Source organism: Methylobacter sp. Wu1 (assembly GCF_036553575.1).
In the GTDB taxonomy this organism is placed as follows: Bacteria; Pseudomonadota; Gammaproteobacteria; order Methylococcales; family Methylomonadaceae; genus Methylobacter.
In genome coordinates this window covers 68607-92787 of sequence record NZ_JAZHOC010000078.1, presented here as the reverse complement: position 1 = coordinate 92787, position 24181 = coordinate 68607, and the positions used below count along the sequence as shown (strand labels likewise).

25 protein-coding genes are annotated in these 24181 nt (G+C 56.5%); 14 read left to right on the top strand and 11 right to left on the bottom strand.

The genetic code is table 11. The annotated features are described in order from the left end of the window. Positions 1–495 precede the first annotated feature (495 nt). Genes V2P20_RS18590 through V2P20_RS18570 form a run of 5 tightly spaced genes read left to right on the top strand, consistent with a single transcriptional unit; the run spans position 496 to position 5740 of the window. Positions 496–1464, top strand: a complete 969-nt coding sequence (locus tag V2P20_RS18590) for a c-type cytochrome (protein WP_331820971.1) — start codon at positions 496–498, stop codon at positions 1462–1464. Between the two features lie 11 nt (positions 1465–1475). Continuing rightward, the gene (ctaD, locus tag V2P20_RS18585) at positions 1476–3458 is read left to right on the top strand and encodes a cytochrome c oxidase subunit I (protein WP_331820969.1); all 1983 of its coding nucleotides are present in this window, start codon (positions 1476–1478) and stop codon (positions 3456–3458) included. After that, positions 3451–4050 carry a cytochrome c oxidase subunit 3 gene (locus V2P20_RS18580; protein WP_331820967.1) on the top strand — a complete coding sequence of 200 codons (600 nt, stop codon included), beginning with the start codon at positions 3451–3453 and terminating at the stop codon, positions 4048–4050. Before ctaD ends, V2P20_RS18580 begins: the two co-directional genes overlap by 8 nt. Positions 4051–4058: 8 nt before the next feature. Continuing rightward, positions 4059–4472, top strand: coding sequence for a hypothetical protein (locus V2P20_RS18575; RefSeq protein WP_331820965.1), 414 nt, complete (start codon positions 4059–4061; stop codon positions 4470–4472). A 5-nt stretch (positions 4473–4477) separates the two neighbouring features. Beyond that, the gene (locus tag V2P20_RS18570) at positions 4478–5740 is read left to right on the top strand and encodes a cytochrome c (RefSeq protein WP_331820963.1); all 1263 of its coding nucleotides are present in this window, start codon (positions 4478–4480) and stop codon (positions 5738–5740) included. Here the strand turns inward: V2P20_RS18570 and V2P20_RS18565 are convergent, their stop codons facing one another. After that, positions 5741–6571 (bottom strand): cytochrome c oxidase assembly protein, encoded by an 831-nt coding sequence (locus V2P20_RS18565; protein ID WP_331820961.1) that lies wholly within the window; start codon positions 6569–6571, stop codon positions 5741–5743. A 203-nt stretch (positions 6572–6774) separates the two neighbouring features. Here V2P20_RS18565 and hemL point away from each other — a divergent pair, with 203 nt between their 5' ends. Both hemL and rmuC read left to right on the top strand, forming a co-directional pair. Continuing rightward, positions 6775–8055 carry a glutamate-1-semialdehyde 2,1-aminomutase gene (gene hemL / locus V2P20_RS18560; protein ID WP_331820959.1) on the top strand — a complete coding sequence of 427 codons (1281 nt, stop codon included), beginning with the start codon at positions 6775–6777 and terminating at the stop codon, positions 8053–8055. 88 nt (positions 8056–8143) lie between these two features. Continuing rightward, complete coding sequence (gene rmuC / locus V2P20_RS18555) at positions 8144–9493, top strand: DNA recombination protein RmuC (RefSeq protein ID WP_331820957.1); 1350 nt, start codon at positions 8144–8146, stop codon at positions 9491–9493. A 35-nt stretch (positions 9494–9528) separates the two neighbouring features. On the opposite strand, the gene V2P20_RS18550 is transcribed toward rmuC, so the two are convergent. From V2P20_RS18550 to gshB, 9 genes are read right to left on the bottom strand one after another with little or no spacing between them, the layout of a single operon-like run. After that, positions 9529–10260: a TIGR00730 family Rossman fold protein gene (locus tag V2P20_RS18550; RefSeq protein ID WP_331820955.1), complete on the bottom strand. Its 732-nt coding sequence runs from the start codon at positions 10258–10260 to the stop codon at positions 9529–9531. 4 nt (positions 10261–10264) lie between these two features. Next, positions 10265–10570, bottom strand: coding sequence for a cytochrome c (locus tag V2P20_RS18545; RefSeq protein WP_331820954.1), 306 nt, complete (start codon positions 10568–10570; stop codon positions 10265–10267). Continuing rightward, complete coding sequence (locus V2P20_RS18540) at positions 10560–11861, bottom strand: dihydroorotase (protein WP_331820952.1); 1302 nt, start codon at positions 11859–11861, stop codon at positions 10560–10562. Before V2P20_RS18540 ends, V2P20_RS18545 begins: the two co-directional genes overlap by 11 nt. Then, entirely contained in the window at positions 11858–12823 is a 966-nt protein-coding gene (locus V2P20_RS18535) for an aspartate carbamoyltransferase catalytic subunit (RefSeq protein WP_331820950.1), read from the bottom strand. The genes V2P20_RS18540 and V2P20_RS18535 overlap by 4 nt, the downstream gene beginning before the upstream one ends. Positions 12824–12828: 5 nt before the next feature. Then, complete coding sequence (pyrR, locus tag V2P20_RS18530; RefSeq protein ID WP_331820948.1) at positions 12829–13350, bottom strand: bifunctional pyr operon transcriptional regulator/uracil phosphoribosyltransferase PyrR; 522 nt, start codon at positions 13348–13350, stop codon at positions 12829–12831. After that, positions 13347–13808, bottom strand: a complete 462-nt coding sequence (gene ruvX / locus V2P20_RS18525) for a Holliday junction resolvase RuvX (protein WP_331820946.1) — start codon at positions 13806–13808, stop codon at positions 13347–13349. Before ruvX ends, pyrR begins: the two co-directional genes overlap by 4 nt. Then, complete coding sequence (locus V2P20_RS18520; RefSeq protein WP_331820944.1) at positions 13801–14364, bottom strand: YqgE/AlgH family protein; 564 nt, start codon at positions 14362–14364, stop codon at positions 13801–13803. Before V2P20_RS18520 ends, ruvX begins: the two co-directional genes overlap by 8 nt. Positions 14365–14404: 40 nt before the next feature. Further along, a complete protein-coding gene (locus V2P20_RS18515) occupies positions 14405–15286 on the bottom strand; it encodes a TonB family protein (RefSeq protein WP_331820942.1) in 882 nt (293 codons plus the stop codon). Beyond that, positions 15283–16233, bottom strand: coding sequence for a glutathione synthase (gene gshB, locus V2P20_RS18510; protein ID WP_331820940.1), 951 nt, complete (start codon positions 16231–16233; stop codon positions 15283–15285). Before gshB ends, V2P20_RS18515 begins: the two co-directional genes overlap by 4 nt. Positions 16234–16377: 144 nt before the next feature. On the opposite strand from gshB, the gene rpmB reads away from it, so the two are divergent. Continuing rightward, positions 16378–16614, top strand: coding sequence for a 50S ribosomal protein L28 (rpmB, locus tag V2P20_RS18505; protein WP_194968092.1), 237 nt, complete (start codon positions 16378–16380; stop codon positions 16612–16614). A gap of 11 nt (positions 16615–16625) precedes the next feature. After that, the gene (gene rpmG, locus V2P20_RS18500; protein ID WP_005370539.1) at positions 16626–16781 is read left to right on the top strand and encodes a 50S ribosomal protein L33; all 156 of its coding nucleotides are present in this window, start codon (positions 16626–16628) and stop codon (positions 16779–16781) included. Between the two features lie 72 nt (positions 16782–16853). Here the strand turns inward: rpmG and V2P20_RS18495 are convergent, their stop codons facing one another. Beyond that, positions 16854–18248, bottom strand: a complete 1395-nt coding sequence (locus tag V2P20_RS18495; protein ID WP_331820927.1) for a cyclic nucleotide-binding domain-containing protein — start codon at positions 18246–18248, stop codon at positions 16854–16856. Positions 18249–18495: 247 nt separating this feature from the next. On the opposite strand from V2P20_RS18495, the gene V2P20_RS18490 reads away from it, so the two are divergent. The 5 genes from V2P20_RS18490 to V2P20_RS18470 all read left to right on the top strand — a co-directional run bounded on the left by V2P20_RS18490 (position 18496) and on the right by V2P20_RS18470 (position 24112). Next, positions 18496–19860, top strand: a complete 1365-nt coding sequence (locus V2P20_RS18490) for a DegQ family serine endoprotease (RefSeq protein WP_331821042.1) — start codon at positions 18496–18498, stop codon at positions 19858–19860. A gap of 105 nt (positions 19861–19965) precedes the next feature. After that, the gene (moaB, locus tag V2P20_RS18485) at positions 19966–20487 is read left to right on the top strand and encodes a molybdenum cofactor biosynthesis protein B (protein WP_331820925.1); all 522 of its coding nucleotides are present in this window, start codon (positions 19966–19968) and stop codon (positions 20485–20487) included. Position 20488: 1 nt separating this feature from the next. Then, positions 20489–20857: a DUF423 domain-containing protein gene (locus V2P20_RS18480; RefSeq protein WP_194968089.1), complete on the top strand. Its 369-nt coding sequence runs from the start codon at positions 20489–20491 to the stop codon at positions 20855–20857. Positions 20858–20887: 30 nt separating this feature from the next. Continuing rightward, positions 20888–23539: an aminopeptidase N gene (gene pepN / locus V2P20_RS18475; protein ID WP_331820922.1), complete on the top strand. Its 2652-nt coding sequence runs from the start codon at positions 20888–20890 to the stop codon at positions 23537–23539. Between the two features lie 78 nt (positions 23540–23617). Then, positions 23618–24112 (top strand): DUF4442 domain-containing protein, encoded by a 495-nt coding sequence (locus V2P20_RS18470; RefSeq protein ID WP_331820920.1) that lies wholly within the window; start codon positions 23618–23620, stop codon positions 24110–24112. The last annotated feature ends 69 nt before the right edge of the window (positions 24113–24181 follow it).

Sequence of the window (24181 nt, the reverse complement as noted above, 5' to 3'; positions counted from 1 at the left end):
ACTAATCCTCCAGATGAAACGATTAATGATGAGAGTTGACCATGGTTTATACCCGAATCTTAGGTGGCACAGGCTTTTGGAATGAAACGGCAATGTATCGCCTGGCAAAGGCCATGCATCAATCTGATCTATCAGTTAGTGATGTATTGGCTAATGCTATTCAGACTTAAAAACAAGCCATATCCAAAAGAATCAATTATTCCGGCAGAAAAGCAAACCGGCTCGGCTACAGGCTGGGCTTAATACATGATCTAAAACAACTCTAGATCCGAAATCAGCTGTTGTCAGTTCGATGTCGAACATAAGCAACCTCGGCCAAGTAAAACTGCTCTCATAGAAGACTGTGTCCATCTTGGAACGCGAGAACCGCGTTGTGGTCATAGAACACAGATTGATGGCTTTAACAACGGAGTGATAGACATGAACAATCTTGCAGGTCCCCAGCGCCGTTTTGCCCAAAGACGACTGAAGCATTCAATATAAGCCGCGCCAGCCATGAGCCTCGCCCTGTCAGAGAAGGAAATCGCGCCGCTCAACTATTTCCTGCACAGCTACGGCCCTGCTTCAATGCCGACGCTGCATCTGGGCTGGGTATTCACATCCATCGTGGTCATGGTTTTTCTTATCGTTGCCGGACTCCTGGCAGGCGCTCTGGTTCATAAACGTCCGCAGAACAACGGCAAAATTGACGATGCCGACAAAGGGCTGCGGTGGGTTTATATCGGCACCGGCATTTCGACCTGTTTATTGCTCGCCATGGCTGTTTACGCGCTGATCACGCTGAATACAGCCGCCAGACCGCCGCAGGTGCCGGCCTTGACGCTGACCGTTACCGGCTACGACTGGTGGTGGAAAGTCGAGTACGAGCATGCTGATCCCACGCTTAATTTTGTAACGGCCAACGAGATACATATCCCGGTCGGCGTACCCGTTCTGGTTAAGCTGAAAAGCGCCGATGTGATACACGCCTTCTGGGTGCCCGTACTGGCCGGCAAGACGCAGATGATTCCGGGCCTGATCAACCGGCAGTGGCTGCAGGCCGATGTCCCCGGCATCTATCGCGGAGAATGCACGCAGTACTGCGGGCTTCAGCATGCGCATATGGCCTTGGAAGTGATTGCGCAGAACGCCGCCGAATTCCGGCAATGGCAAACCGCTCAACGTAAACGGCTAGTCCTGCCGCCTGAGAGCGATGCCGATGCCGGCCGGAAAGTTTTTATGGAGCATTGTTCGGGTTGCCATTCGATTCGCGGCACCGAAGCCATAGGCGCCCATGCGCCCGATCTGACGCATCTGAAATCGCGCCGTCTGATCGCCGCCGGCACCCTGACCAATACGCCCGAGCACCGGCAGCAATGGATCACCCACGCCCAGGAAATCAAGCCGGGAGCACGCATGCCCAGCATGGTCTTGTCGCCCGTCGAACTGACTGCGCTGTCGGCCTTTTTATCGACTCTTGATTAAGGATGCACGCCATGACAGACAGCGCCGCCAGCCCTTTAATCCGCGTACCCGAAATGGGCTGCGCCCCGCCCGGTTCGGACGCCGAAATACGCCTGGCCGGCCTGTGGGAAACCGAGCCCGGCTGGCGCGGCTGGCTGTCGACGGTGGACCATAAAACCATCGGCCTGCGCTATCTGGCCACGGCTTTCCTGTTTTTGCTGCTGGGCGGCATCGAGGCGCTGATCATGCGCCTGCAGCTGGCGCAGCCGGACCAGACTTTGCTGACGCCGGAGCAGTACAACCAGCTGTTCACGATGCACGGCGTGACGATGATTTTCCTGTACGCGCTGCCGGTACTGTCGGGCTTTTCCAACTATCTGTGGCCGCTCATGCTCGGTTCGCGGGACATGGCGTTCCCGCGCCTCAACGCCTTGTCGTACTGGCTGTTCCTGTTCGCCGGCATCTTCCTGTACGCCAGCTTTCCGCTGGGCCAGGCGCCGGATGGCGGCTGGTTCAATTACGTGCCACTGACCGACCGCCTGTACGACACCGGGCCCAACATCGATGTCTACGCACTGGGCATGGTGCTGCTGGGCATTTCGACGACGGTCGGCTCGATCAATTTCATCGTCACGCTGTTCCGGCTGCGCGCGCCCGGCATGTCGATCGATCGCTTGCCGATCATGGTCTGGGGTACGCTGACGGCGTCGGTCGCCAATGTCTTCGCCGTCCCGGTCGTCAGCCTGGCCTTTTTCATGCTCTGGCTGGACCGGCAGTTCGGCACGCACTTCTTCGATGTCGTGAACGGCGGCAAGCCGCTGCTGTGGCAGCACCTGTTCTGGATGTTCGGGCACCCCTGGGTTTATGTGGTCGTGCTGCCGGCCATGGGCATCGTCTCGGACGCGCTACCGACGTTCTGCCGCCGGCCGCTGGTCGGCTACGCGCCTGTCGCCTTATCCACGATGGCGACCATGCTGCTCGGCTTCGGGGTCTGGGTTCATCACATGTTCGCCACGGGACTGCCGACGCTGGCGCTGTCGTTTTTCGGCGCCACCAGCATGGTCATCTCGATCCCCAGCGCCGTTGCCGTGTTCGCGTGGATCGCGACGATCTGGCTGGGCCGCCCGGTCTTCAATACGCCGTTCCTGTTTTTCGCCGGTTTCGTGCTGCTGTTTGTGATCGGCGGGCTGTCAGGCGTCATGACCGCGGCCGTGCCGCTGGATTTCCAGCTCAACGAGACCTATTTCGTCGTCGCGCATCTGCATTATGTCCTGCTCGGCATCAATGTGTTTCCGGTCGTGGGCGGCATCTATTACTGGTTCCCCAAGTTCTTCGGCCGCATGATGAATGAAACGTTAGGCAAATGGAGCTTCTGGGTCATGTTTATCGGTTTCAATGCAGGCTTCTTCCCGATGCACATCGCCGGCCTGCTGGGCATGCCTCGCCGAATCTATACCTATGCGCCCAATATGGGCTGGAATACGGTCAACCTGATTACATCGGCAGGCTCGTTCGTGTTCGCCCTCGGCCTGCTGCTGTTTCTGATCAATGTCTTGGTCAGCCTGAGGCGCGGCGCGCCGGCGGCGGAAAATCCCTGGCAGGCGCCGACGCTGGAATGGGCCGTGCCTTCGCCGCCGCCGGCTTACAATTTCGCCGTCATCCCCATAGTCGCCAGCCGCCATCCTTTATGGGAGGACTGGCTGGACGAAGGCTACGGCCGCTCCAGTCTCGAGGCCGGCTATCTGCTCATGGAAGGGCGCGAAACGCTGGGCACGACGCCGCTCGATGCCAGGCCGGACGTCATTCTGAAAATGCCGGAAGACTCTTATGCGCCGTTCTTTCTCGGGCTGTTCAGCAGCCTGATCTTCGCCGGCTTTCTGTTGCACGCCTGGGATTTTACCGGCTTGATGATCATGGCGTCCGGTCTGTCGCTGATTGCCTGGCTGTGGCCGAGCAAGGCCCTGGTTCAGCGTGTGCCGGCCGTTAAACCGGAAAAAGGAGTCGCCCATGTCTGAAGTGATGCAACTGGACAGGCCGCTGCCGGTCGGCAGTGAAGGCAAGCGCGCCGGCGGCTGGTGGGGATTGCTGGCCCTGATCGTAACCGAAGGCGCGCTGTTCGGGTATCTGCTGTTTTCCTACTTCTATCTGGCCTCGCAAACGCAGCAGCACTGGCCGCCGGAAGGCCTGCCGCAACTGGGCATTGCCAGCCTGAACACGGCAATATTGCTGGCCAGCAGCGTTTTTGTCTGGGCCAGCGAGCGCTGCATCCGGCGCCGGCAATTACAGTCGAGTCTGGCGTCGATGGCCGTGGCCATTTTGCTGGGCGCAGGCTTTGTCATGATTCAATTCAGGGAGTGGAGGCACAAGCACTATGACATGACGGCGAATCTGTATGATTCGCTGTACTTCACGATCACGGGCTTTCACCTGTTGCATGTCGCCGTCGGGCTGGTGATCCTGCTGCTGTTGCTGCTCTGGACCGCGCTCGGCTATTTTGACGACCGGCGTTATGCCGCCGTCACGATCGGCGGCGTCTACTGGCATTTCGTCGACGTGGTCTGGCTGTTCGTCTTCACCACGCTGTATCTGACGCCCTACCTCTTTTAGGAGATGCCGTGTACGCCAATGCCCCTGCTTCATTTAAACAACCCGGCCGGGTAAGCGCTCTAAGCCTGCTGGCAGCGCTGTTCGGTGCACCGGCCGCCTGGATAGCGCAGCTGTCGTTAAGCGAACCGCTGGCCGCCCAGGCCTGTTACCCCTATCAGATGCCGCTGCCCGAACCGGTCTGGCAGGGGCTGCCGGCCACGTTGGCTTTGATCAGCGGCGCCTGCCTGGCAATGGCCCTGCTGTCGAGCTTCATGGCCTGGACTTTGTGCCGGCAGACACGTGCGCCGTTACTGGAAGAGCGGGACGACCGAACTCGGTTTCTAGCCAAATTGAGCGCCATGTCGAGCTTCATTTTCACTATGGCGGTGCTGTTCACGGCTTGCGCGGTCTTATTGGTGTCACCATGCAGTCCCTGGCATTGAATCGCATGGCAAGGCTATTAGTCTGTTTTTATGCGATGCTGCTGCCGGGCCTTGCCATGGCGCAGGCCGGCATGGCCATCAGCCGGGGCGCCTACCTGGCCCGGGTAGGCGATTGCGTGGCCTGCCATACGGCCGGAACGGAAGGTGCGCTTTTTGCCGGCGGTCTGCCGATCAACTCGCCTTTCGGCATCATCTATTCGACCAACATCACGCCGGACCCTGAAGCCGGCATCGGCCGTTACACGCTGGAGGATTTCAGCCGCGCGCTCAGGGACGGCGTCGCCAAGGGCGGCAAGCGCCTGTATCCGGCCATGCCCTATGCCTCGTTCGCGGCCATCACGGACGACGATGTCCGCGCCCTGTACGACTATTTCATGAAGGAAGTGAAACCGGTCAGGCACCGGCCGCCCGAAACCCGGCTGCCCTTCCCATTCAGCCAGCGCTGGACGCTGTTGTTCTGGGATATGCTCTTCGTCAGCCATGAGCGCTTTGAACCGAGCCCGGACCGCGACGCGGAATGGAACCGGGGCGCCTATCTGGTGCAGTCCCTGGGCCACTGCGGCGCCTGTCACACGCCGCGCGGCTTGGCCTTCCAGGAAAAAGGCTATACGGAAGCCTCGCCTTCCTATTTGACCGGCGCAGTCGTCGACAACTGGTTTGCGGCCAATCTGACCGGAGCGCCGGCCTCGGGCCTGGGCCGGTTCCCGGAAGAAGCCATCGCATCCTTCCTGGGAATCGGCCACAGCGATGTGGGCGTGGTTTTCGGCAACATGGTGGAAGTGATTGAGAACAGCACGAAGTATTTGCGCAAGCAGGACCTCAAGGCTATCGCCCACTATCTGAAGTCCTTGCCGGCCCGGGGCGAAAAAGCCTCCTACGAGCCCGATGCGCCGGCCGTCGCCGTAGAGCTGTCGGCGATCGTGACCGGCGAAATCGAGCGGCCGGGCGTCGGCATTTATCAGTCATTCTGCGCCAAGTGCCACAAGGCGGGCGGCGAGGGCGAAACGGGCAAATTTCCGAAGCTGGCCGGCAATCCGGCCGTGCTCGCCCGCAACCCTACCTCGCTGATCCACCTGACGCTGGAAGGCGGCGAGATTACCCAGACTCAAAGCGGCTCGAAATCCGAAAAGATGCCCGGCTTTGCCAAAAAACTGTCTGATCGCCAGATCGCCGAAGTCCTGAGCTTTATCCGCAACAGCTGGGGCAATGCCGCATCGCCGGTTACAACACGCGAGGTTTCGTTGCTGCGCGAGGCGTTGCGGCAGTGATCATTCAGACTTCAGCGTCAACTGCCGGAACCAGCGCAGACCGCACCAGGCGCCGGCGATCAGATACGGCAGTCCGCCCGGCACCCACATGATCAGGCCGGCGAGCTGCTGATCCTGAAGATCGAGCCTGTCGTCGTATAAGGGCATCTGCGCGAAAGTCAGCAGAGCGCCGAGCATGCCCATGTGCATAAACGTAAACAGCAGAGCCGGCAAGGCCGTTGCGTTGTGCCGGCCCAATACCGACCACCAGAAAAGGCCGGCGCCCAGCGCGAAGCCGGCATGTTCGACGAAATGCCATCCGGGATCAGCCAAGGCCAGGTTATAAAACTTTGGCGCATGCCAGAACCAGATCGCGACGCCCTGCAAGCCGCTTGCCCAGATCGGGTAACGGCTTAAATGCAAAAGCGGCCTGAAGAGCCAGCGGCCTGTCCGTCCCGTTGCCGCCAGCCATTGCGGCAACGGCCGCGCCAGCGCATAGAGCGGCGCGATCACGGCCATGATCAACAGATGCTGGATCATGTGCGCGGCCGAGCCGCTTCCGAGCCAGGGCTGCGATGGCCCGAACGTGGTCAAGGCCGCGATCAGGCTGGCGCCTTGAAATGCCAGCCATCGGCCTGTTGCGGACCGCACGCGCCGGGCTCCGATGCAATAGGCCAACCAGAGCGCAGCCAGCAACAGCCCGCTGGCTATGACCGGTAATCGTGCACGGCCTGCCTCTTCAATCAGCCCATGCGCTTGAGCCGGTCCCATCGTCATAAACATGACGGTTATCGGCAGCAAACCCCGCCGGCAGATCGCTTTTAGAATACGTGACAGCAAAAGCCTGCGCATGATTCTCCCTTTTCAATTGTTGAAGCCAGTCTTCATCGGTTTTAAAACCGAGCCTGTCTATCGGCAGCCGCTACCAGCCTAATTCAGGCAAAAAAACGGGTCTGTGCGGCAGCATACGCATCTTGATCGTGATAACCCCTTCCAATCCCGGTCAAGTTCCCCTATCCTTTACGCCATTCAAAATTAACTTTAACTGAAAAATTATGACTGAAGCAGCTGTTTTATTTTCCGATGCCAAACGCGTCATTCCGGGCGGCGTGAATTCGCCCGTGCGTTCTTTCAGCGGCGTGGGCGGCACGCCTGTTTTTATCGACCGGGCCAGCGGCGCTTATATTTACGACAGCCAGGACAATCGCTATATCGATTACGTCGGCTCGTGGGGCCCTATGGTGTTAGGCCATGCCCATCCTGAGGTGATTGCAGCGGTCAAGGCGGCTGCCGAGAGAGGCCTGAGCTTCGGCGCGCCGACCGAAATCGAGACGCGCATGGCCGAGCGAGTGACCGAACTGGTGCCGTCCATCGACCTGGTCAGAATGGTCAGCTCCGGCACCGAAGCGACCATGAGTGCGATCCGGCTGGCGCGCGGCTATACCGGCCGCGACAAGATCGTCAAATTCGAGGGCTGCTATCACGGCCATTCCGACTCCCTGCTGGTCAAGGCCGGCTCCGGCGCCTTGACGCTGGGCGTGCCGAGTTCGCCGGGCGTACCTGCTGCATTCGCCGAAAACACCATTACCCTGGCCTATAACGACAACGAGGCGGTCAAAGCGCTGTTTGCCGACATCGGCGAGCAGATCGCCTGCATTATCGTCGAGCCGGTCGCCGGCAACATGAACTGCATCCCGCCGGTGCCGGGCTTCCTGGAAACCTTGCGCCAGACCTGTGACCAGTACGGCAGCGTGCTGATCTTCGACGAGGTCATGACCGGCTTCCGGGTCGGCCTGCATGGCGCCCAGGGTCTGTACGACATCACGCCGGATCTGACGACGCTGGGCAAGGTCATAGGCGGCGGCATGCCGGTCGGCGCTTTCGGCGGCAAGCGCAAGATCATGGAAAGCCTGGCGCCGCTGGGCCCCGTCTATCAGGCCGGCACGCTGTCGGGCAACCCGGTCGCGATGGCCGCCGGCTTGAAGACGTTGGAACTGATCTCGCGCCCCGGCTTCTTTGAGGAACTGACGGCCAAAACCGAAAAACTGACAGCCGGCATGAAGCAGCGCGCCCAACAGGCCGGCATCGCACTGAGCACCAACGCCGTCGGCGGCATGTTCGGGCTGTTTTTCACCGAAGCCGAGCGGGTAACGAGCTTTGCCCAGGCCATGCAATGCGACCAGAACCTGTTCAAGCGCTTCTTCCATGCCATGCTGGAACAAGGCATTTACCTGGCGCCGTCGGCTTTTGAAGCCGGGTTTGTATCCATCGCGCATACGGACGAGGACCTGAACCAGACGCTCGATACCGCCGAGGCCATCTTCAAACGTTTATAATAGAATGATAACCGCTCGCGGTTCGTGCCCAGATCCGAGTACGAACCCGGCGCTATCTATCGCCCCGCTCTGAAATCCGAGATGTAATATGGATTTGCTCAATAGCATACCCCCCTGGGTATTTGCCTTAATCGGTACTTTAATAGGCGCAGTCGTGATGGGCCTGGCCAATGGCCGCAATAAAACGCTTATCGCGCGGCTGTCGACCGATCTGGCTGTCGCCGAAGAAAAATTAAAGCAACTGCAAGGCCGCGAAGCCGAATTAAAACAGTATCAGCAGCTCCTGATGCAGGCCCAGGCCCAAAATGCCAAACTGCAGGCGCGCATGGACGAGCAGGCCAGGCATGCGGCCGAAAAACTGGCGCTGCTGCAGGATGCCGAAGCCCGGCTGAAAACCCAGTTTGAAAACCTGGCCGGCAAAATCTTCGACGAGCGCAGCCGGCAGTTTACCGAAAACAACAAAGCCAGCCTCGATCACATCGTGACGCCGTTGCGCGAGCAGCTGGGCGAGTTCAAGCAGCGCATCGAAACGGTTTACGACAACGAAAACAAGGACCGCATTTCCCTGCGCGAGGAGATCATTTCATTGCGGCGCGATACGGCGCAGATGAACCAGGAAGCGCTGAACCTGACGCGCGCCCTGAAAGGCGACAAGAAATCCCAGGGCAACTGGGGCGAGATGGTCCTGGAAAAAGTGCTGGAACAGTCGGGTCTGCGCAAGGGCATCGAGTATGAGGCGCAAGGCGCGTTCAGGGATGAGGACAACCGGCTGTTCAAACCCGATATCATCATCCGCCTGCCCGAGGGCAAGGATATCATCATCGATTCCAAAGTGTCGCTGCTGGCCTATGAACGCTACTGTGCCAGCGAAGACGACCAGGAAAGGGCGCAGGCCCTGAAGCAGCATACGGAAGCCGTGCGCGAGCACATCAAGAGTCTGAGCCGGAAAGACTACGCCAGCCTGAAAGGCCTGCGGTCGCTGGATTTTGTCCTGCTGTTCATGCCGATCGAGCCGGCCTTCATCGCCGCCGTTCAGAGCGATGAGCGCCTGTTCACCGATGCCCTCGAGCACAAGATCGTGATCATCACGCCGACCACATTGCTGGCGACCTTGCGCACGATCGAGAATATCTGGCGTTATGAGCGCCAGAACGAGAATGCCCGGGCCATCGCCGACAAAGCCGGCATTCTCTATGACAAAATCCGCGGGTTTGTCGACGATCTCGACAGGCTGGGCAGGCAGCTGAGCACGGTCAACGCGACCTATGACAGCGTCATGAATAAACTGACGCGCGGCAACGGCAACCTGATCCGGCAGGCCAGCAGCTTTGTCGACCTGGGCGTCAAGGTCAAAAAGACGTTTCCTAAAAGCATTACCGAACAGGCGGGGCTGGAAAGCGACGAAGCCGGTCAGGATGCCACATTTGAAAACTTATAAAGGCGGCTAAAGTCGCCCTCACAGGCCGCGAAGCATTAGCTGAACGCTTCAGCCTCTCGCTTCGATTCCTTGATCGACCGCGCGCGCTGCCTGTTTTTCCATTCCCGGTGCTCGATCATGACCTGCAGCACTTCCTGCGGGTCATCGGTCACCTTGATTAAATCCAGATCTTGCGGCGAGATGGTTTCATACTTGATCAGGGTCGTTTTAATCCAGTCGATCAGGCCGCCCCAGAACTCGGTGCCGAACAGCACCAGGGGCATCGGATATATTTTGCGCGTCTGCATCAGCGTCAGCGCCTCAAAGAGCTCATCGAGCGTGCCGTAACCGCCGGGCATGCAGATATAGCCCATCGAATAGCGCACGAACATGACTTTACGCACGAAAAAATAACGAAAATCCAGCGTGACATTCTGATAAAGATTGGACCGCTGCTCCATCGGCAGATTGATGTTCAGGCCGATAGAGGATCGCTCCTGCAGATAAGCGCCTTTATTGGCCGCCTCCATGATGCCGGGACCGCCGCCGCTGATGATGGCGAAACCGTTTTGCGCCAGCAGTTCGGCGACTTCGACCGTTTTCTGGTAATAGGCGTGATCGCGGCCAAGCCGCGCCGAGCCGAAAATCGACACGGCTTCGCACAGGCCGGACAGCCTGTCGAAGCCCTCGGTAAATTCGCTGATGATTCTGAAGATGCGCCAGGACTGGTCGCCTTTCATATCCTCGATAATGCCCGAGGCGTCATAATGGTTCTTCCAGCAGTCCATCGCTTCACTCCCTCTGGCTGTGGTCCAGAACATATGCGCTGAGCGCGCGCATGTCCTGGTCTTTGATATTGGGGAATTTCGGCATCATCAGTGAACCGGCATGTACCTTGTGAGCGATATAAGTCGGCGTCGCCTTGTCGCTGTCCAGCACAAACAGCTTGCCTGGCACGCCTTCTATCCCTTTGTTGTGGCATTCGGCGCAGGCGGCCTTGAAGATCAGCTCGCCGCTGGCGCCGGATTCGGGCGTATAGTCTCTTGTGCAGCCCGCTATCAGCAGGGCCGCGACGATCAAGGCCAGCTTATTCTTCATGATAGGCTCCCTGCCCCAGCTCATGAATGATCCGGCCGCCCTGCAGGGTATGTGTCACGCGGCCTTTCAGGGTCTGGCCCCAGAACGGCGTGTTGACGCCCTGGCTTTTCCAGCTGTCCTGATTGACCTGCCAGTTCAGTTCCGGATCAAACACGCAGACATCGGCGGAAAATCCCGGCGTCAGCGCCCCGCTTCTCAGGCGCAGGATCTGCGCCGGTTTCTCGGCCAGGGCCGCAATGCCCTGCGTCAGCGTGATGGCCCGTTGCGCGACGAGCGTCAGCATCAAAGGCAGCAGCGTTTCCAGCGTCGACATGCCCGGCTCGGTTTCAGGGAAGGCGCCGAGCTTGGCGTCGAGATCGTGCGGCTGGTGATCGGAGCAGATGCTGTTGATCGTGCCGCCGGCCAGGCCCTGCCGCAGGTACTCCTTGTCCTCTTCGGTGCGCAAAGGCGGCAGGACATGATAGGCGCTGTCAAACGGCGCAATGTCGTTTTCGGTCAGATGCAGCTGATGCATGGCCACGTCGGCGCTGACATCGAGGCCGTATTTTTTCGCCTGATGAATCCGGATGACGGAGCGCTTGCCGCTAAGCTGGCCGAAATGCACGCGGCAGCCGGTCAGCTCGGCCAGTTCCAGGCATTGCGCCAGGGCGATGGTTTCGGCCGCTTCCGGGATGCTCGGCAGTCCGTAGCGCGTCGCGAACGCGCCCTCATGCGCGCAGCCTTTATGGCCCAGCCAGTAATCGTTGGGCCGGAACATCAGCAGCAGGTCGTGGCTGGCGGCATACTCCATGGCGCGGCGCAGAATCAGCAGGTTTTTGACCGGCTGATTGGCATTGCCGACCGCGATGCAGCCGGCCTGTTTCAGCGACAGCATGTTGCTCAGTTCGTTGCCTTCCAGTTTCTGGCTCAGCGCCGCGATCGGATAGATCTGGGCATAGCCGGCTTTTTCGGCGAGGTCCTTGACCAGTTCCGCGACCGCCGGCGTGTCGATGACCGGCACGGTATCGGGCTGCAGGCATAGAGTCGTGACGCCGGCGCTGGCGGCGGCCACGGTTTCGCTGGCGAACGTCGCCTTGCGGCTCTGCCCCGGCTCGCGCAGGCGCGTGCTCAGGTCGATGAAACCCGGACAGATGATCCGGTTGCTGGCATCGATAACCCGGTCGGGCCTGAAGCCGTCCGGTTCGTTGAGCACGGAAACGATCTTGCCGTCGGCAATATAGACGGAACCGACATGGTCGATTTTGTTGGCGGGATCGACGATGCGTCCCTGGCTGATTTGTATGCGGCTCATGATAAGGCTCCCTGTCTTTGCATGGCCATGGACATGACCGCCATGCGCACGGCGATGCCGTTGCTGACCTGTTTCAGAATCACGGATTGCGGGCCGTCGGCGACTTTGGAATCGATTTCGACGCCGCGGTTGATCGGTCCGGGATGCATGACGATGGCATCGGGTTTGGCGATTTTCAGCTTGTCTTCGGTCAGCCCGAAGCATTTGAAATATTCGCTCTCGCTGGGCAGCAACGCCGAAGTCATGCGTTCTTTCTGCAGGCGCAGCATGATGATGACGTCGATATCCTTCAAGCCTTCTTTCAAGTTGTGCGATACGGTCACGCCGAGCGTCTCCACATGCGCGGGCAGCAGCGTTTTGGGCGCGATGACGCGGACTTCGGCCGCGCCCAGGGTATTCAATGCCAGAATCTGCGAACGTGCGACCCGCGAATGCAGGATGTCGCCGATGATCGCCACGCGCAGCCGCGAGAAGTCCTGTTTGATCTGTCGGATCGTGAACATGTCCAGCATGGCCTGGGTCGGATGCGCGTGCTGGCCGTCGCCGGCATTGATCACGCTGATGTGCGGCGCCGTGTGCTGGGCAATGAAGTGGGCCGCGCCGCTGATGGCGTGGCGCACGACGAACATGTCCACGAACATCGATTCCAGGTTGCGTATGGTGTCGAGCAGGCTTTCGCCTTTCGAGGTTGCCGAAGTGGCGATGTTCATGCTCAGGACATCGGCGGACAGGCGCGTCGCGGCCAGTTCGAAGGTCGTGCGCGTGCGCGTGCTGTTTTCAAAGAACAGGTTGACGATGGTCTTGCCGCGCAGCAGCGGCACTTTTTTGACCTGTTGCTCGGACATGCCGGCAAAAGACTCGGCGGTGTCGAGAATTTCCGTCAGCAGGTTTTTGTTTAGCCCTTCAATGGTCAGGAAGTGTTTGAGCTTGCCTTCCGAATTTAACTGTAGATTATCAACCATGGATATTATGCCAATGCTTCCTCAATCGTTTGCACATGAATCGCCAGGGGCTCGGGGCCGGTCAGTTTGATGCGCTCATTGGCATTGAGCTTGATAACGGCGCCGGCGCAATCGGGGCTCAATGGAATCTGCCGGCCGTCGCGCTGGATCAGCACGGCCAGGACGACCTGGTTGGGCCGGCCGTAGTCGAAAATTTCGTTCAATGCGGCACGGATCGTGCGCCCGGTACAAAACACATCATCCACCAGGATAATATCGCGGCCTTCGATAGTGGGCGGCAGATGGCTGGGCTTGACGTTCGGATTGACGCCGATTTGCGAGAAATCATCGCGGTAAAACGAGATGTCCAGCAGCCCCAGCGGCTCGCTCAGCCCCAGGCGCTGATGCATGCGTTCGGCCACCCAGACGCCGCCGGTACGGATACCGATCATCAAAGGATTTTCAAGCCGGCGTTCGATGATGACGCTTTTCAGCTCGGCTTCCAGTTTATTCAGTAATGCGGGAATTTCCAGATTATGCGTAGTCATGTTTTATTTATAGGGTCATTGAGCCAGGTTTGCAGGATAAGCTGGGCGGCCAGTTGATCCTGTACTTCCCAGAGTTTGGTCGCATTGACGCCGACATCATCGAACAGCATCTGTTTGGCTTCGAATGTCGACAGGCTTTCATCCTGCTGGTAAACAGGCAGGTGATAACGCCCCTCCAGCTGCCGGCAGAATTTTAGCATGCGCGGCGTGACCGGATTATCCGAACCGTCAGCCTGCCTGGAGATGCCGACCACGAGCCCGGCAGGCTGCCATTGCTGAATCAGCTTGCCGATGACGTCCCAGTTGGGCGTTTGATTGATGGAGCGGATGGTTTGCAGCGGGCTTGCCGTCCCCGTAGTGGTTTGCCCGACGGCGACACCGATCTTCTTATTGCCGAAGTCGAAGCCCAGATAGGTATCGGACCCCGATTTCGCTAACAGCGGATCTTGTTTAGCCATGCCCGGCCGGCGTCGTCAGCAAATTGATGTTGATGCCGATCTGGCTGGCTGCGGCGCTCCAGCGCTGCTCGATAGGCGTGTCGAATAAGACTTCTTTGCCGCAGGGCGTGTTCAGCCAGGCGTTGTCCATCATTTCGCTTTCCAGCTGGCCTTCGCCCCAACCCGCATAGCCTAAGGCAATCAGATACTGTTCAGGACCTTTATCGATGGCGATGGCCTCCAGAATGTCGCGCGAAGTCGTCAGCGAAATGGTCTCGGATACCGCCAGGCTCGAATCCCAATTGCCGCCGGGGCTATGGATCACGAAGCCGCGCTCGGTCTGCACCGGGCCGCCGATAAAAACAGGCGCATCGGCCGCTGTCCCGGATGAGATACGGATTTGCATTTGCTTAAAAATCTCGCTCAGCTTCATATCCGCCGGCCGGTTGATGACGATCCCCAAAGCGCCTTCTTCATTATGCTGGCACAAGTAAGTCACCGTATGAAAAAAGTTGGGATCGGCCAGATTGGGCATGGCGATAATGAATTGATTGGTTAGATAGGTTGCTCCGTTCATGTGCCGTAGTATCCCGGGTTATGGTTGGCGCTGCAAATATTTATTGTGAAGTCATGCCGGATTCATCGGAGAATTTCCAGACTCTGGGAATCACCAGTACTTTGGTTTCCTTGAGCACTTCCGCCGGCAATGGCGGAAAAGGCGCGCTCATTTTGACGATGTTTTTGGCGGCCTCGTCAAGCGCGGGATTGCCCGAGGACCGGTTGATGCGCATGCTGTAGATGCTGCCGTCGGCGCTGATGCCGACATCCATCGTCAACGTCGCCGAGAAATTTTTCTTGGCGGCTACTTCCGGATAGTTGAGGTTGCCGGTCCGCTCCACTTTGTTTTCCCAGTCTTTCATGTATTGCATGCCGATCGCTTTGTGAGCGCTCAATTGATTGACAAACTTTATCCCTGCATTATCGGCGCTTTCCTGCTTTTGCCTTATTTCGGTGCCTAATTGGGCGATTTGCTGCTGCAGGTCTGCGGCCGACAAACGCGGGCGCGGCTGCTGTTCCTGTTCGCCTTCCTCAGGCTTGCTGGCTGCGACCACTTTTTTCTCGGCGACCTTTTGGACGACCATCTTCTTCTCTGCCTTGGGCTTGCTCTCGACCTCGGCTACTTTTTTGGCGACTGGCTTGGCTTCGCTCGCACCCTGGCTGGGCAGTTGCTGCTGGGGCGGCTCGGGCTTTCTGGTTTCTTCGCCGGCGCCTATCTGATTTTCCTGCGCCAGAAATTTTGCCTCTTTTGGGGCCTTTTTCGCCGGCGCATTGACCAGAACGATATCAATGGACCGGTGCACTTTTTCCGGTTTAGGCATGTCGAAACTAATGCCTAAAATAAGGACAATGTGCACGACAGCCGCCAGAAACAGCGTTATCAATAGTGAGTCGTTATTGGACAGGGAGGGTGGAGGATCGAACATGGCTACCGCATTCATCGTTGTATCTTACCTTCAATATGATCCATCAACAGACCGGCAATATTAAGCCCAAACTGCCGGTCCAGTTCCTGCACGCAAGTTGGGCTGGTGACATTGATCTCGGTCAGCGTATCGCCGATCACATCAATGCCCGCAAAAACAAGGCCTTTTTCCCGCAGCGTCGGCCCGACCTGATTGGCAATCCACAAGTCCCTTTCCGTCAGTTTGCGTCCCTCGGCAGTGCCGCCGGCCGCCAGATTTCCGCGCGTCTCGCCCTGGGCAGGAATACGCGCCAGCGCATAAGGCACAGCTTCGCCGTTAACCAGTAGAATACGCTTATCGCCGTCTTTAATCTCCGGCAGATACTTCTGAGCCATCACATAGCGGCTGTTATAGCGCGTCATGGTTTCCAGGATCACGCTGAGATTGGGATCGTTCTGGCGCAAATGGAAAATGGACGTCCCGCCCATGCCGTCCAGCGGCTTTAAAATGATTTCCCCCTGCTCCTGCAGAAAGTGCCGGATTCTGGCAGGCTCGCGCGCTACCAGCGTCGGTGCGCAGCATTGCGGAAACCAGGCCGTAAACAGCTTCTCGTTGGCATCGCGCAGCGACTGCGGCTTGTTGACGACATAAACCCCCATGTTTTCCGCGCGTTCCAATAGATAAGTCGCATAGATGTATTCCTGGTCGAAAGGCGGATCCTTGCGCATCAGGATCACGTCCAGCGCATCCAGGGCAATATCCTGCTCCGCCAGGAATTGATACCACTGCTTTTCGTCGCGCTGAACGCTCAGCGTTCGCGTTCTGGCATAAGCCCTGCCGTCTCTCAGGTACAGATCGTTGAGTTCCATGTAGTGCAGTTCCCAGCCTCTGGACTGGGCTTCAAGCAGCATGGCAAAACTGGTGTCTTTCTTTATATTGATATGGCCGATGGAATCCATGACCATGCCGAGTTTGATAGGCATGTGGGTCCTGTTGTAATTACTTGAAAAACAAATGGTGGATGGTTTTACGTCAGTCATTTTATCGATTGTTGTTTACCTTGAAAAGATTTTTTGGTATAAAGCTCGGCTAACTTTTGAATTTAAAGGCACACTAAGAGGTTAATCATGTCCAGAGTATGTCAAGTAACAGGCAAACGCCCCGTTACCGGAAATAACGTATCGCACGCCAACAACAAAACCAGAAGACGCTTCAGCCCGAACCTGCAACACCACAGATTCTGGGTAGAAAGCGAAAACCGCTGGGTTCGTCTCAGAGTTTCTGCTAAAGGCATGCGTGTCATCGATAAAAAAGGCATTGACGCTGTTCTGGCTGATTTGCGTAAACGCGGCGAAAACGCTTAAGGAGTTAGAAAATGCGCGATAAAATCAAACTGGTTTCTACCGAAGGCACTGGTCATTTCTATACCACAACCAAAAACAAACGTACAATGCCTGAAAAAATGGAGATCAAAAAATTTGATCCTGTTGTTCGCAAGCACGTTATCTATAAAGAAGCCAAAATCAAGTAATCGTTGGTTTGACAACTTCTTTCAAGTCGCCCGGCTGACCACAGCTGACCCAGCTGTGGTTTTGCTGGCGCCTCAGGCGACGCCCTGATTACCTTTGGCTTTATCCAGCATCTGCATCAGCTTTTCCGTCTGCTTCTGCAGGATATGGTATTGCCTTAACGCCTCCTCCCTCTCAACCTCCAGCTTCAGACATTTATCATTGAGCTGAAGATTTACTCTCCTGAGCGCCTCATTTTCCGACTTCATCAGTCTGAGCTGATCTTCCAGCGTACCGCTGGCTGCAAAGGATGAGATCTGATCGGATTGTTCCTGCTTATTTTGCGGATGAGGCTCATCAACAAGATTAATCAATGTCTCAACACCATCATCTATAGCGAAATGGGCTGCTTCATGCTCCGGCTCCGGCGCTTTCGCTTCCGGCCTGGATGCAGGGCCATTCATGCCGCCTTTCAGGATCAGGGCATTAAATCTGTGCCTGAGCAATAAAAAAGCAGCCGCCTCGCTGATCCTGCCGTTGCCGCAGACCACAACGACAGGCTGTTCGCGATTAAAGGTTTTAAGCTGCATCCTTAATGAGAAAAAAGGCGCGTTGATGCTGCCTGGCAAGTGCCCGGCTTTATAGTCATCCTGGGAACGAACATCGAGCAGCACGGCCCCTTGCCTCAGAACGTCCTGCATCTGTTCCTGATCAATAAATTTCAGAGAAGGCTCTCTGATCAAGGACAAAAAGTGCTGTTCATCCAGTCGCAGCAAGACCATATCCGTCAGCGCTGTTATGGTAACGTTTCTTGGCTCGCCGGAAAGCAATGCATCCTCTCCGAAAGCCTCGCCTTTGCCGAGTTGCGCCAGTTTAATATCTTTCGCATGGGACGAAGGCTTGCGTGAAACCAGGCAATGACCGCTTTTTATCAGATAATAGTAATCACCAATATCACCCTGCCTGATAATGATTTCACCTTTTTCAAAAGAGACCTCTTCCAGCGTTATCAGGATTTTCTGTAAATTGGCAGGAGGCAGGCGCTGAAAAACAGGTGACTTCAATAATGCTGTCATCCAGTCATTTGGATCGTCTTCAGGTTCTTCAATTACCATATAACTATTGTCCTCTTTGCATACCAAGGGCGTCGGATTATTAACGATATCGGCATCCAGCCGCAGAAAACGCACGGCGCCATTCGCGACGGCGTCAATTTTCCGCGGTATCTGGTGAGCCAACGCGAATCTGGCGGCTTCGCTTTCGGCGGCTATCACTTCAATAATGAGCCCTTCCGACTGAAGCGTAACCTCGCCACTTAACAGATAAATGAGACGCGGGTCCATGTCTCCTTTTTTAAATAATGTCCCGCCCCGAATTTCTTCGATGGTTATGCTTTCGCATAAGGCATTGAATTGAGCGCCCGGCCATGTTCCCAGCGGGATCAATTTGCGAATGATCAGTCCATCTTCAGAATTGACGTCTATAGCCATCAGGATATCCTTAAGTGGGATTCATATGAAGAATAGTCCATTTTTCAAACTTGACTTGTCAGTCCTGATTTTAACAGGCAGGCAATTTCCAAAAAATGAACCGGTCCTCAAAAATCAGAAAAAGCACCTCCTGTTTTTCGCAAAATAGCCATCGATTAATTATTATTGAACCGCTCAACCTTGTATTAAACATTTTTGGACCTATATTGTCTATGGCACACGATTAACCCATACCCGGAAATCCATGATGAATAATAAATTAGTAAAACAGTTGTTATTGATGACTCTTTTGCCTGTTTACCTGACAGCGCCATCGATCGCGCACGCTGCACTGCCGGGCTACGCAGAAGGACAACCATTACCGTCATTGGCCCCGATGCTGGAGCGCAGCATGCCGGCCGTAGTCAACATTTCTACGACCACCAACATCCAGACCAGGGAAAACCCGCTCATGCAGGATCCGTTTTTCCGCTATTTCTTCGAATTGCCTAATCAACCGCCGCGGCAGCAGCAAAAGAACAGTCTGGGTTCCGGCGTAATCATTGACAGCGAGCACGGTTATGTCCTCACCAACAACCATGTCATCGACAAAGCGGACAAGATCGTGGTGACTTTGAACGACGGCCGCCAGCTCAACGCGCAATTAGTCGGCACAGACCCGGAAGCCGATGTCGCCGTCATCCAGATTCCGGCCGACAATTTAACGGAGCTGCCCATTGCCGATTCCAGCCAGCTCAAAGTCGGCGATTTCGTCGTGGCTATCGGCAACCCGTTCGGCTTGGGGCAGACCGTCACATCGGGCATTATCAGCGCCTTGGGCCGATCAGGCCTAGGCATAGAAGGCTATGAGGACTTTATCCAGACCGACGCCTCCATCAACCCCGGCAATTCTGGCGGCGCACTGGTCAATCTGCGCGGCGAATTTATCGGCATGAACACAGCCATTCTGGCGCCTTCCGGCGGCAACGTCGGCATCGGCTTTGCGATTCCGGCCAATATGGTCATGACGATCAAGGATTCGCTGGTTAAACATGGCGAAGTCAGACGCGGCCTGCTGGGCGTAACGACCCAGGATCTGAGCGGGGACCTGGTCAAGGCATTTAATCTTGAAAGCAAAAACGGCGCCGTGGTCAGCCGGGTCGAAAACAATTCGCCAGCAGCCAGAGCCGGCCTGGAGCCGGGCGATATTATCGTGTCAGTCAATGGCCGATCCGTTAAAAACAGCCATGACATCCGCAACATCATCGGCCTGATGCAAATTGGCGACAATGTAGACATACAATATTTCCGAGGCAGCGAGAAAAGAGAAACGACGGCCACGATCGGCAAGCCGCAAAGACCGCAATTGGCGGGCGACAAGCTGCACCCGGCCCTGCAGGGGACGATATTAAGCACCACGCAAAAGGATCAGGTCGAGGGGGTTTTAATCGAAAAGATCGACACATCGTCAAAAGCATGGCACGTAGGCTTGCGCCCCGGCGATGTCATTGTGACGGCGAACCGCTACCGCATTCATAATCTTGACGAGTTTAACCAGGTCATTGATCCGAGAGGCCCGCTGCTGATTAATATTCAGCGCGGACAGGAAGCATTCTTTCTGGTATTGCAGTAATATAAGACCAAAGTCTAATTGAGGGCGGCCGACAGGCCGCCCTTTTTACCACGCGCAAAAGCGCTGCCTGAGCGGCTAAACGACCGCTTCTGCCTTTTTTAAATTATGACAGCTGAAAAACACTTTATACCGTTGAATATTGCCGTACTGACGGTCTCTGACACCCGCACCGACAGCGATGACCTATCCGGCAAAACGCTGGTGGAACGTGCCCAGGAAGCAGGGCACCAGGTTATTGAAAAGAAAATAGTCCCTGACAATATCTATCAAATCCGGGCCGCTGTTTCGGCATGGATTGCCGATGACGGCATTAATGTCGTCCTGACCACGGGCGGCACCGGCGTGACGGGCCGGGACGGCACGCCGGAAGCGGTACAGCCTTTGCTGGACAAGGTTCTGGACGGTTTCGGCGAGGTCTTCAGGATGCTGTCGTACCAGGACATTAAAACGTCGACGATCCAGTCCAGAGCGATTGCCGGCGTCGCCAATGCCACCTACGTCTTTTGCCTGCCCGGCTCATCGGGCGCCTGCCGTACGGCCTGGGATGATTTAATCAAGGAGCAGCTTGATTTCCGCACCCGCCCGTGCAATCTCGTACAACTCATGCCCAGGCTGCTGGAAAAATAATATGAACTCACTATTTCTGTGCCTTGGGGCGCTCAGCGCCTTTCTGGGCGTCAGCATGGGCGCATTCGGCGCTCACGCCTTAAAAAATGTCCTGAGCCCCGAAATGCTCGAAGTCTACAAAACCGCGGTCAGCTACCAGATGTGGCATGCGCTGGGCCTGGTCGCCATCGCCTTCATACCGAGTGCGTCGGCGCTGGTGCACTGGGCCGGCTGGCTCATGTTCGCCGGCATACTGCTGTTTTCCGGCAGCCTGTATCTGCTGACGATCCTGAATCTGAAATGGTTGGGCATGATTACGCCGATAGGCGGCGTTGCTTTTTTAAGCGCATGGTTACTTATCGCCATTTTTGCTGTCAAAACCCAATCCTGACCTTAATCAATAAATATTCCCGAAAATACTATGCGTGATGCCAATCCACAAACCATCTATTTAAAAGATTACACTGTCCCTGACTACCTGATCGACAGCGTTGAATTGAATTTCACGCTCGATGACGAGAACACCCAAGTCATCTCCCGGCTTACCATGCGCCGCAATCCGGCCAGCCAATCCGCCGGCAAATCGCTGACTTTATCCGGCGAAAACCTGAAACTTCTGCGCGTCAACCTGAATGACGGCGATGATTTAACCGCAGTTGACTACCAGCAGACGGCCGATTCCCTGGTTATCCATGAAGTACCGCAAGATCAACGCTTTGTGCTGACCATCGAAAACCTGATCAATCCGAAAGCCAATACCGCCTTGGAAGGTCTCTATCTTTCCAACGGCATGCTGTGCACGCAATGCGAAGCGGAAGGCTTCAGGAAAATCACTTACTATCTCGACCGCCCCGACGTCATGGCGCGGTTCAGGACCACCATCATCGCCGACAAAAACCGCTATCCGGTACTGCTGTCGAACGGCAATAAAGTCGGTCATGGCGAACTGTCCGAAAATCGTCATTGGGTCACCTGGGAAGACCCGTTCGACAAGCCCTGCTATTTATTCGCGCTGGTCGCCGGCCAGCTGCACTGCGTCGAAGGCAACTTCACCACGCAATCAGGCCGGAACATCAGCCTGCAAGTCTTCGTCGAGCCGCATGACCTGGACAAATGTGACCACGCGCTGCAGTCCCTGAAAAACGCGATGCGCTGGGATGAGGAAGTCTATGGCCGCGAGTATGATCTGGATCTGTACATGATCGTTGCGGTCAGCCACTTCAACATGGGCGCGATGGAAAACAAGGGGCTCAACGTATTCAACACCAAATATGTGCTGGCGCGTCCCGACACGGCCACCGACTCTGATTACGAGCATATCGAAGGCGTCATCGGCCATGAATATTTCCACAACTGGACCGGCAACCGCATCACCTGCCGCGACTGGTTCCAGCTCAGCCTGAAGGAAGGCTTCACCGTATTCCGCGACCAGGAATTTACCGGCGACCGGACTTCCAAGGCCGTCAAGCGCATCGAAGACGTCAACATGCTGCGCACGCGCCAGTTTGCCGAGGATGCAGGCCCGCTGGCGCACCCGATCCGGCCTGACTCCTATATGGAAATCAACAATTTCTATACTTTGACCGTGTATGAAAAAGGCGCCGAAGTCGTACGCATGATTCACACCTTGCTGGGCGCCGAAGGCTTCAGAAAAGGCAGCGATCTGTATTTTGAACGCCATGACGGCCAGGCCGTCACTTGCGACGATTTCGTCAAGGCCATGGAAGACGCCAATGGCACCGACCTGGCCCAGTTCCGGCGCTGGTATTCCCAGGCCGGCACGCCGGTATTGAAAGTACGGCAGCACTATGCGCCAGCCGGTCGAACACTGACCTTGACCATCGCCCAAAGCTGCCCGCCGACACCGGGCCAGCCCGTCAAAGAACCGCTGCATATTCCCGTCAAAGTCGGGCTGATCAACCGCGACGGTTCTGTTGCTTCATGCAAACTGAAAGACAGCGATCAAGCCGGCGATGAAGTGACTTTATCTGTCACCGAAACAGAACAGTCGTTTACTTTTGAGGGTCTGGCGCAGCAGCCTGTCGTCTCCTTGCTGAGAGGTTTCTCGGCGCCGGTCAAGCTGGCCATGGATTACAGCCTTGAAGAACTGGCGTTTTTATTAAGCCATGACAGCGACACCTTCAATCGCTGGGAGGCCGGGCAACAACTGGCCGGCGCCATTATCATGAGGCTCATCGAAGACTGCCGAAACGGCCGGGACATGCATCTTGACCCGATTATCGTCGAGGCTTTCAAAAAAGTGCTGGAACAGCCCTGGGATGATCTGTCCTATTTCTCCCTGCTGCTGGACCTGCCGTCGGAGACTTATCTGGCCGAACAGATGCAAGTGGTCGATGTGGAAGCCATCCACAAGGCGCGGGAATTCGTTAAACGAACGCTGGCCCAGCAGTTGCAGCCGCAGTTCCAGGCGTTATACCAGACCAATCATCGCGACGAGTCAGGCCAGTTCGATGCCGGCGCCATAGGCCGCAGACGCATCAAAAACACCAGTCTGAGCTATTTGAGCAAGCTTGAAAATGCGGACATTCAAAGCTGGGCCGAGCAGCAGTTCAAATCGGCCCGCAACATGACCGACCAGATGGCCGCCTTAGCAACTATTGTTAACAATCCGCACCCGGCCACCCAGCAGTGCCTGACGGATTTTTACCAACAATGGCGGAATGAGGCGCTGGTGATTGATAAATGGTTCGCGCTGCAGGCATCCAGTCCGATGCCCGGCACGTTTGCCACGGTCCAGGCCTTGATGACCCATGGCGCTTTTGATCTGAAAAATCCGAACCGCGTCAGATCCCTGATCGGCGCCTTCAGCCAGGCCAATCAGCTGCATTTTCATGCCGCCAACGGCCAGGGCTATCAATTCCTGGCCGATCAGATCATCGCGCTGAACACGATCAACCCGCAGGTCGCATCACGCATGCTCAGCGCCTTGACGCAATGGCGGCGCTATGACGAAAGCCGGCAGGCGCTCATGAAAGCGCAGCTCGAAAGAATCATGGGCACCGAAAACATCTCCAAGGACGTTTACGAAGTAGCGAGCAAAAGCCTGGCTTAACCAGCTCCACGACCAAGAGCGCGAACCTCATAGGCTCGCGCTCTCCACCGCCGAAAAAATTCTTTCTCAAATTCCCCAATGAACCTGCGCCGTCTTATCTGGAACAGCCGCTGGCTGACCGACAAGCAACGCATAAAATGGTATCCGGCCTTCTGGCTGATGCGCCTGAAAGTGCTGGAAATTTCACCGGATTGGCGTACGGTAAGAATCCTGCTGCGGCACAGTTGGATCGCGACCAATACTGGAGGCAGCCTGTTTGGCGGTTTCCAGGCCTGCCTGGCCGATCCGATTGCCGCCATGTGTTGTGTCAAGGTGTTTCCCGGCTATTCCGTCTGGACCCGTTCCCTACATCTGGACTTCAGGCATGAAGGGCGCACCGACCTGGAACTGCGCTTCACCCTGTCCGCCGACCAGGAGCAGCAAATCCGCGAGGAGCTTGAACGCAAAGGCCGCAGCACGCCTGAGTTTACCTATGCTTTTTATCAAAGCGAAGGGACTTTGTGCACGGAAGTCAAAGCCCGCATTGCCATCAGGCCCAAAGGCTACCAAGCCTCGAAGAGGAGCAATAAATAAGCGCCTGAATCGCTACGAACCTCTATTGGGTGCTAGAATAAAGTCATTCATGCAGACATTAAGCAAATA

Excerpts from the sequence above, each read along its gene's own strand:
- pepN (WP_331820922.1), top strand. The coding sequence starts at position 20,888 with ATGCGTGATGCCAATCCACAAACCATCTATTTAAAAGATTACACTGTC.
- pyrR (WP_331820948.1), bottom strand. The coding sequence starts at position 13,350 with ATGACTACGCATAATCTGGAAATTCCCGCATTACTGAATAAACTGGAA.
- V2P20_RS18480 (WP_194968089.1), top strand. The coding sequence starts at position 20,489 with ATGAACTCACTATTTCTGTGCCTTGGGGCGCTCAGCGCCTTTCTGGGC.
- rmuC (WP_331820957.1), top strand. The coding sequence starts at position 8,144 with ATGGATTTGCTCAATAGCATACCCCCCTGGGTATTTGCCTTAATCGGT.
- V2P20_RS18490 (WP_331821042.1), top strand. The coding sequence starts at position 18,496 with ATGAATAATAAATTAGTAAAACAGTTGTTATTGATGACTCTTTTGCCT.
- V2P20_RS18550 (WP_331820955.1), bottom strand. The coding sequence starts at position 10,260 with ATGGACTGCTGGAAGAACCATTATGACGCCTCGGGCATTATCGAGGAT.
- rpmG (WP_005370539.1), top strand. The coding sequence starts at position 16,626 with ATGCGCGATAAAATCAAACTGGTTTCTACCGAAGGCACTGGTCATTTC.
- V2P20_RS18580 (WP_331820967.1), top strand. The coding sequence starts at position 3,451 with ATGTCTGAAGTGATGCAACTGGACAGGCCGCTGCCGGTCGGCAGTGAA.
- V2P20_RS18520 (WP_331820944.1), bottom strand. The coding sequence starts at position 14,364 with ATGAACGGAGCAACCTATCTAACCAATCAATTCATTATCGCCATGCCC.
- V2P20_RS18495 (WP_331820927.1), bottom strand. The coding sequence starts at position 18,248 with ATGGCTATAGACGTCAATTCTGAAGATGGACTGATCATTCGCAAATTG.
- moaB (WP_331820925.1), top strand. The coding sequence starts at position 19,966 with ATGACAGCTGAAAAACACTTTATACCGTTGAATATTGCCGTACTGACG.
- V2P20_RS18535 (WP_331820950.1), bottom strand. The coding sequence starts at position 12,823 with ATGGTTGATAATCTACAGTTAAATTCGGAAGGCAAGCTCAAACACTTC.
- ruvX (WP_331820946.1), bottom strand. The coding sequence starts at position 13,808 with ATGGCTAAACAAGATCCGCTGTTAGCGAAATCGGGGTCCGATACCTAT.
- V2P20_RS18565 (WP_331820961.1), bottom strand. The coding sequence starts at position 6,571 with ATGCGCAGGCTTTTGCTGTCACGTATTCTAAAAGCGATCTGCCGGCGG.
- gshB (WP_331820940.1), bottom strand. The coding sequence starts at position 16,233 with ATGCCTATCAAACTCGGCATGGTCATGGATTCCATCGGCCATATCAAT.
- V2P20_RS18470 (WP_331820920.1), top strand. The coding sequence starts at position 23,618 with ATGAACCTGCGCCGTCTTATCTGGAACAGCCGCTGGCTGACCGACAAG.
- hemL (WP_331820959.1), top strand. The coding sequence starts at position 6,775 with ATGACTGAAGCAGCTGTTTTATTTTCCGATGCCAAACGCGTCATTCCG.
- V2P20_RS18540 (WP_331820952.1), bottom strand. The coding sequence starts at position 11,861 with ATGAGCCGCATACAAATCAGCCAGGGACGCATCGTCGATCCCGCCAAC.
- V2P20_RS18590 (WP_331820971.1), top strand. The coding sequence starts at position 496 with ATGAGCCTCGCCCTGTCAGAGAAGGAAATCGCGCCGCTCAACTATTTC.
- V2P20_RS18515 (WP_331820942.1), bottom strand. The coding sequence starts at position 15,286 with ATGAATGCGGTAGCCATGTTCGATCCTCCACCCTCCCTGTCCAATAAC.
- rpmB (WP_194968092.1), top strand. The coding sequence starts at position 16,378 with ATGTCCAGAGTATGTCAAGTAACAGGCAAACGCCCCGTTACCGGAAAT.
- V2P20_RS18570 (WP_331820963.1), top strand. The coding sequence starts at position 4,478 with ATGGCAAGGCTATTAGTCTGTTTTTATGCGATGCTGCTGCCGGGCCTT.
- ctaD (WP_331820969.1), top strand. The coding sequence starts at position 1,476 with ATGACAGACAGCGCCGCCAGCCCTTTAATCCGCGTACCCGAAATGGGC.
- V2P20_RS18545 (WP_331820954.1), bottom strand. The coding sequence starts at position 10,570 with ATGAAGAATAAGCTGGCCTTGATCGTCGCGGCCCTGCTGATAGCGGGC.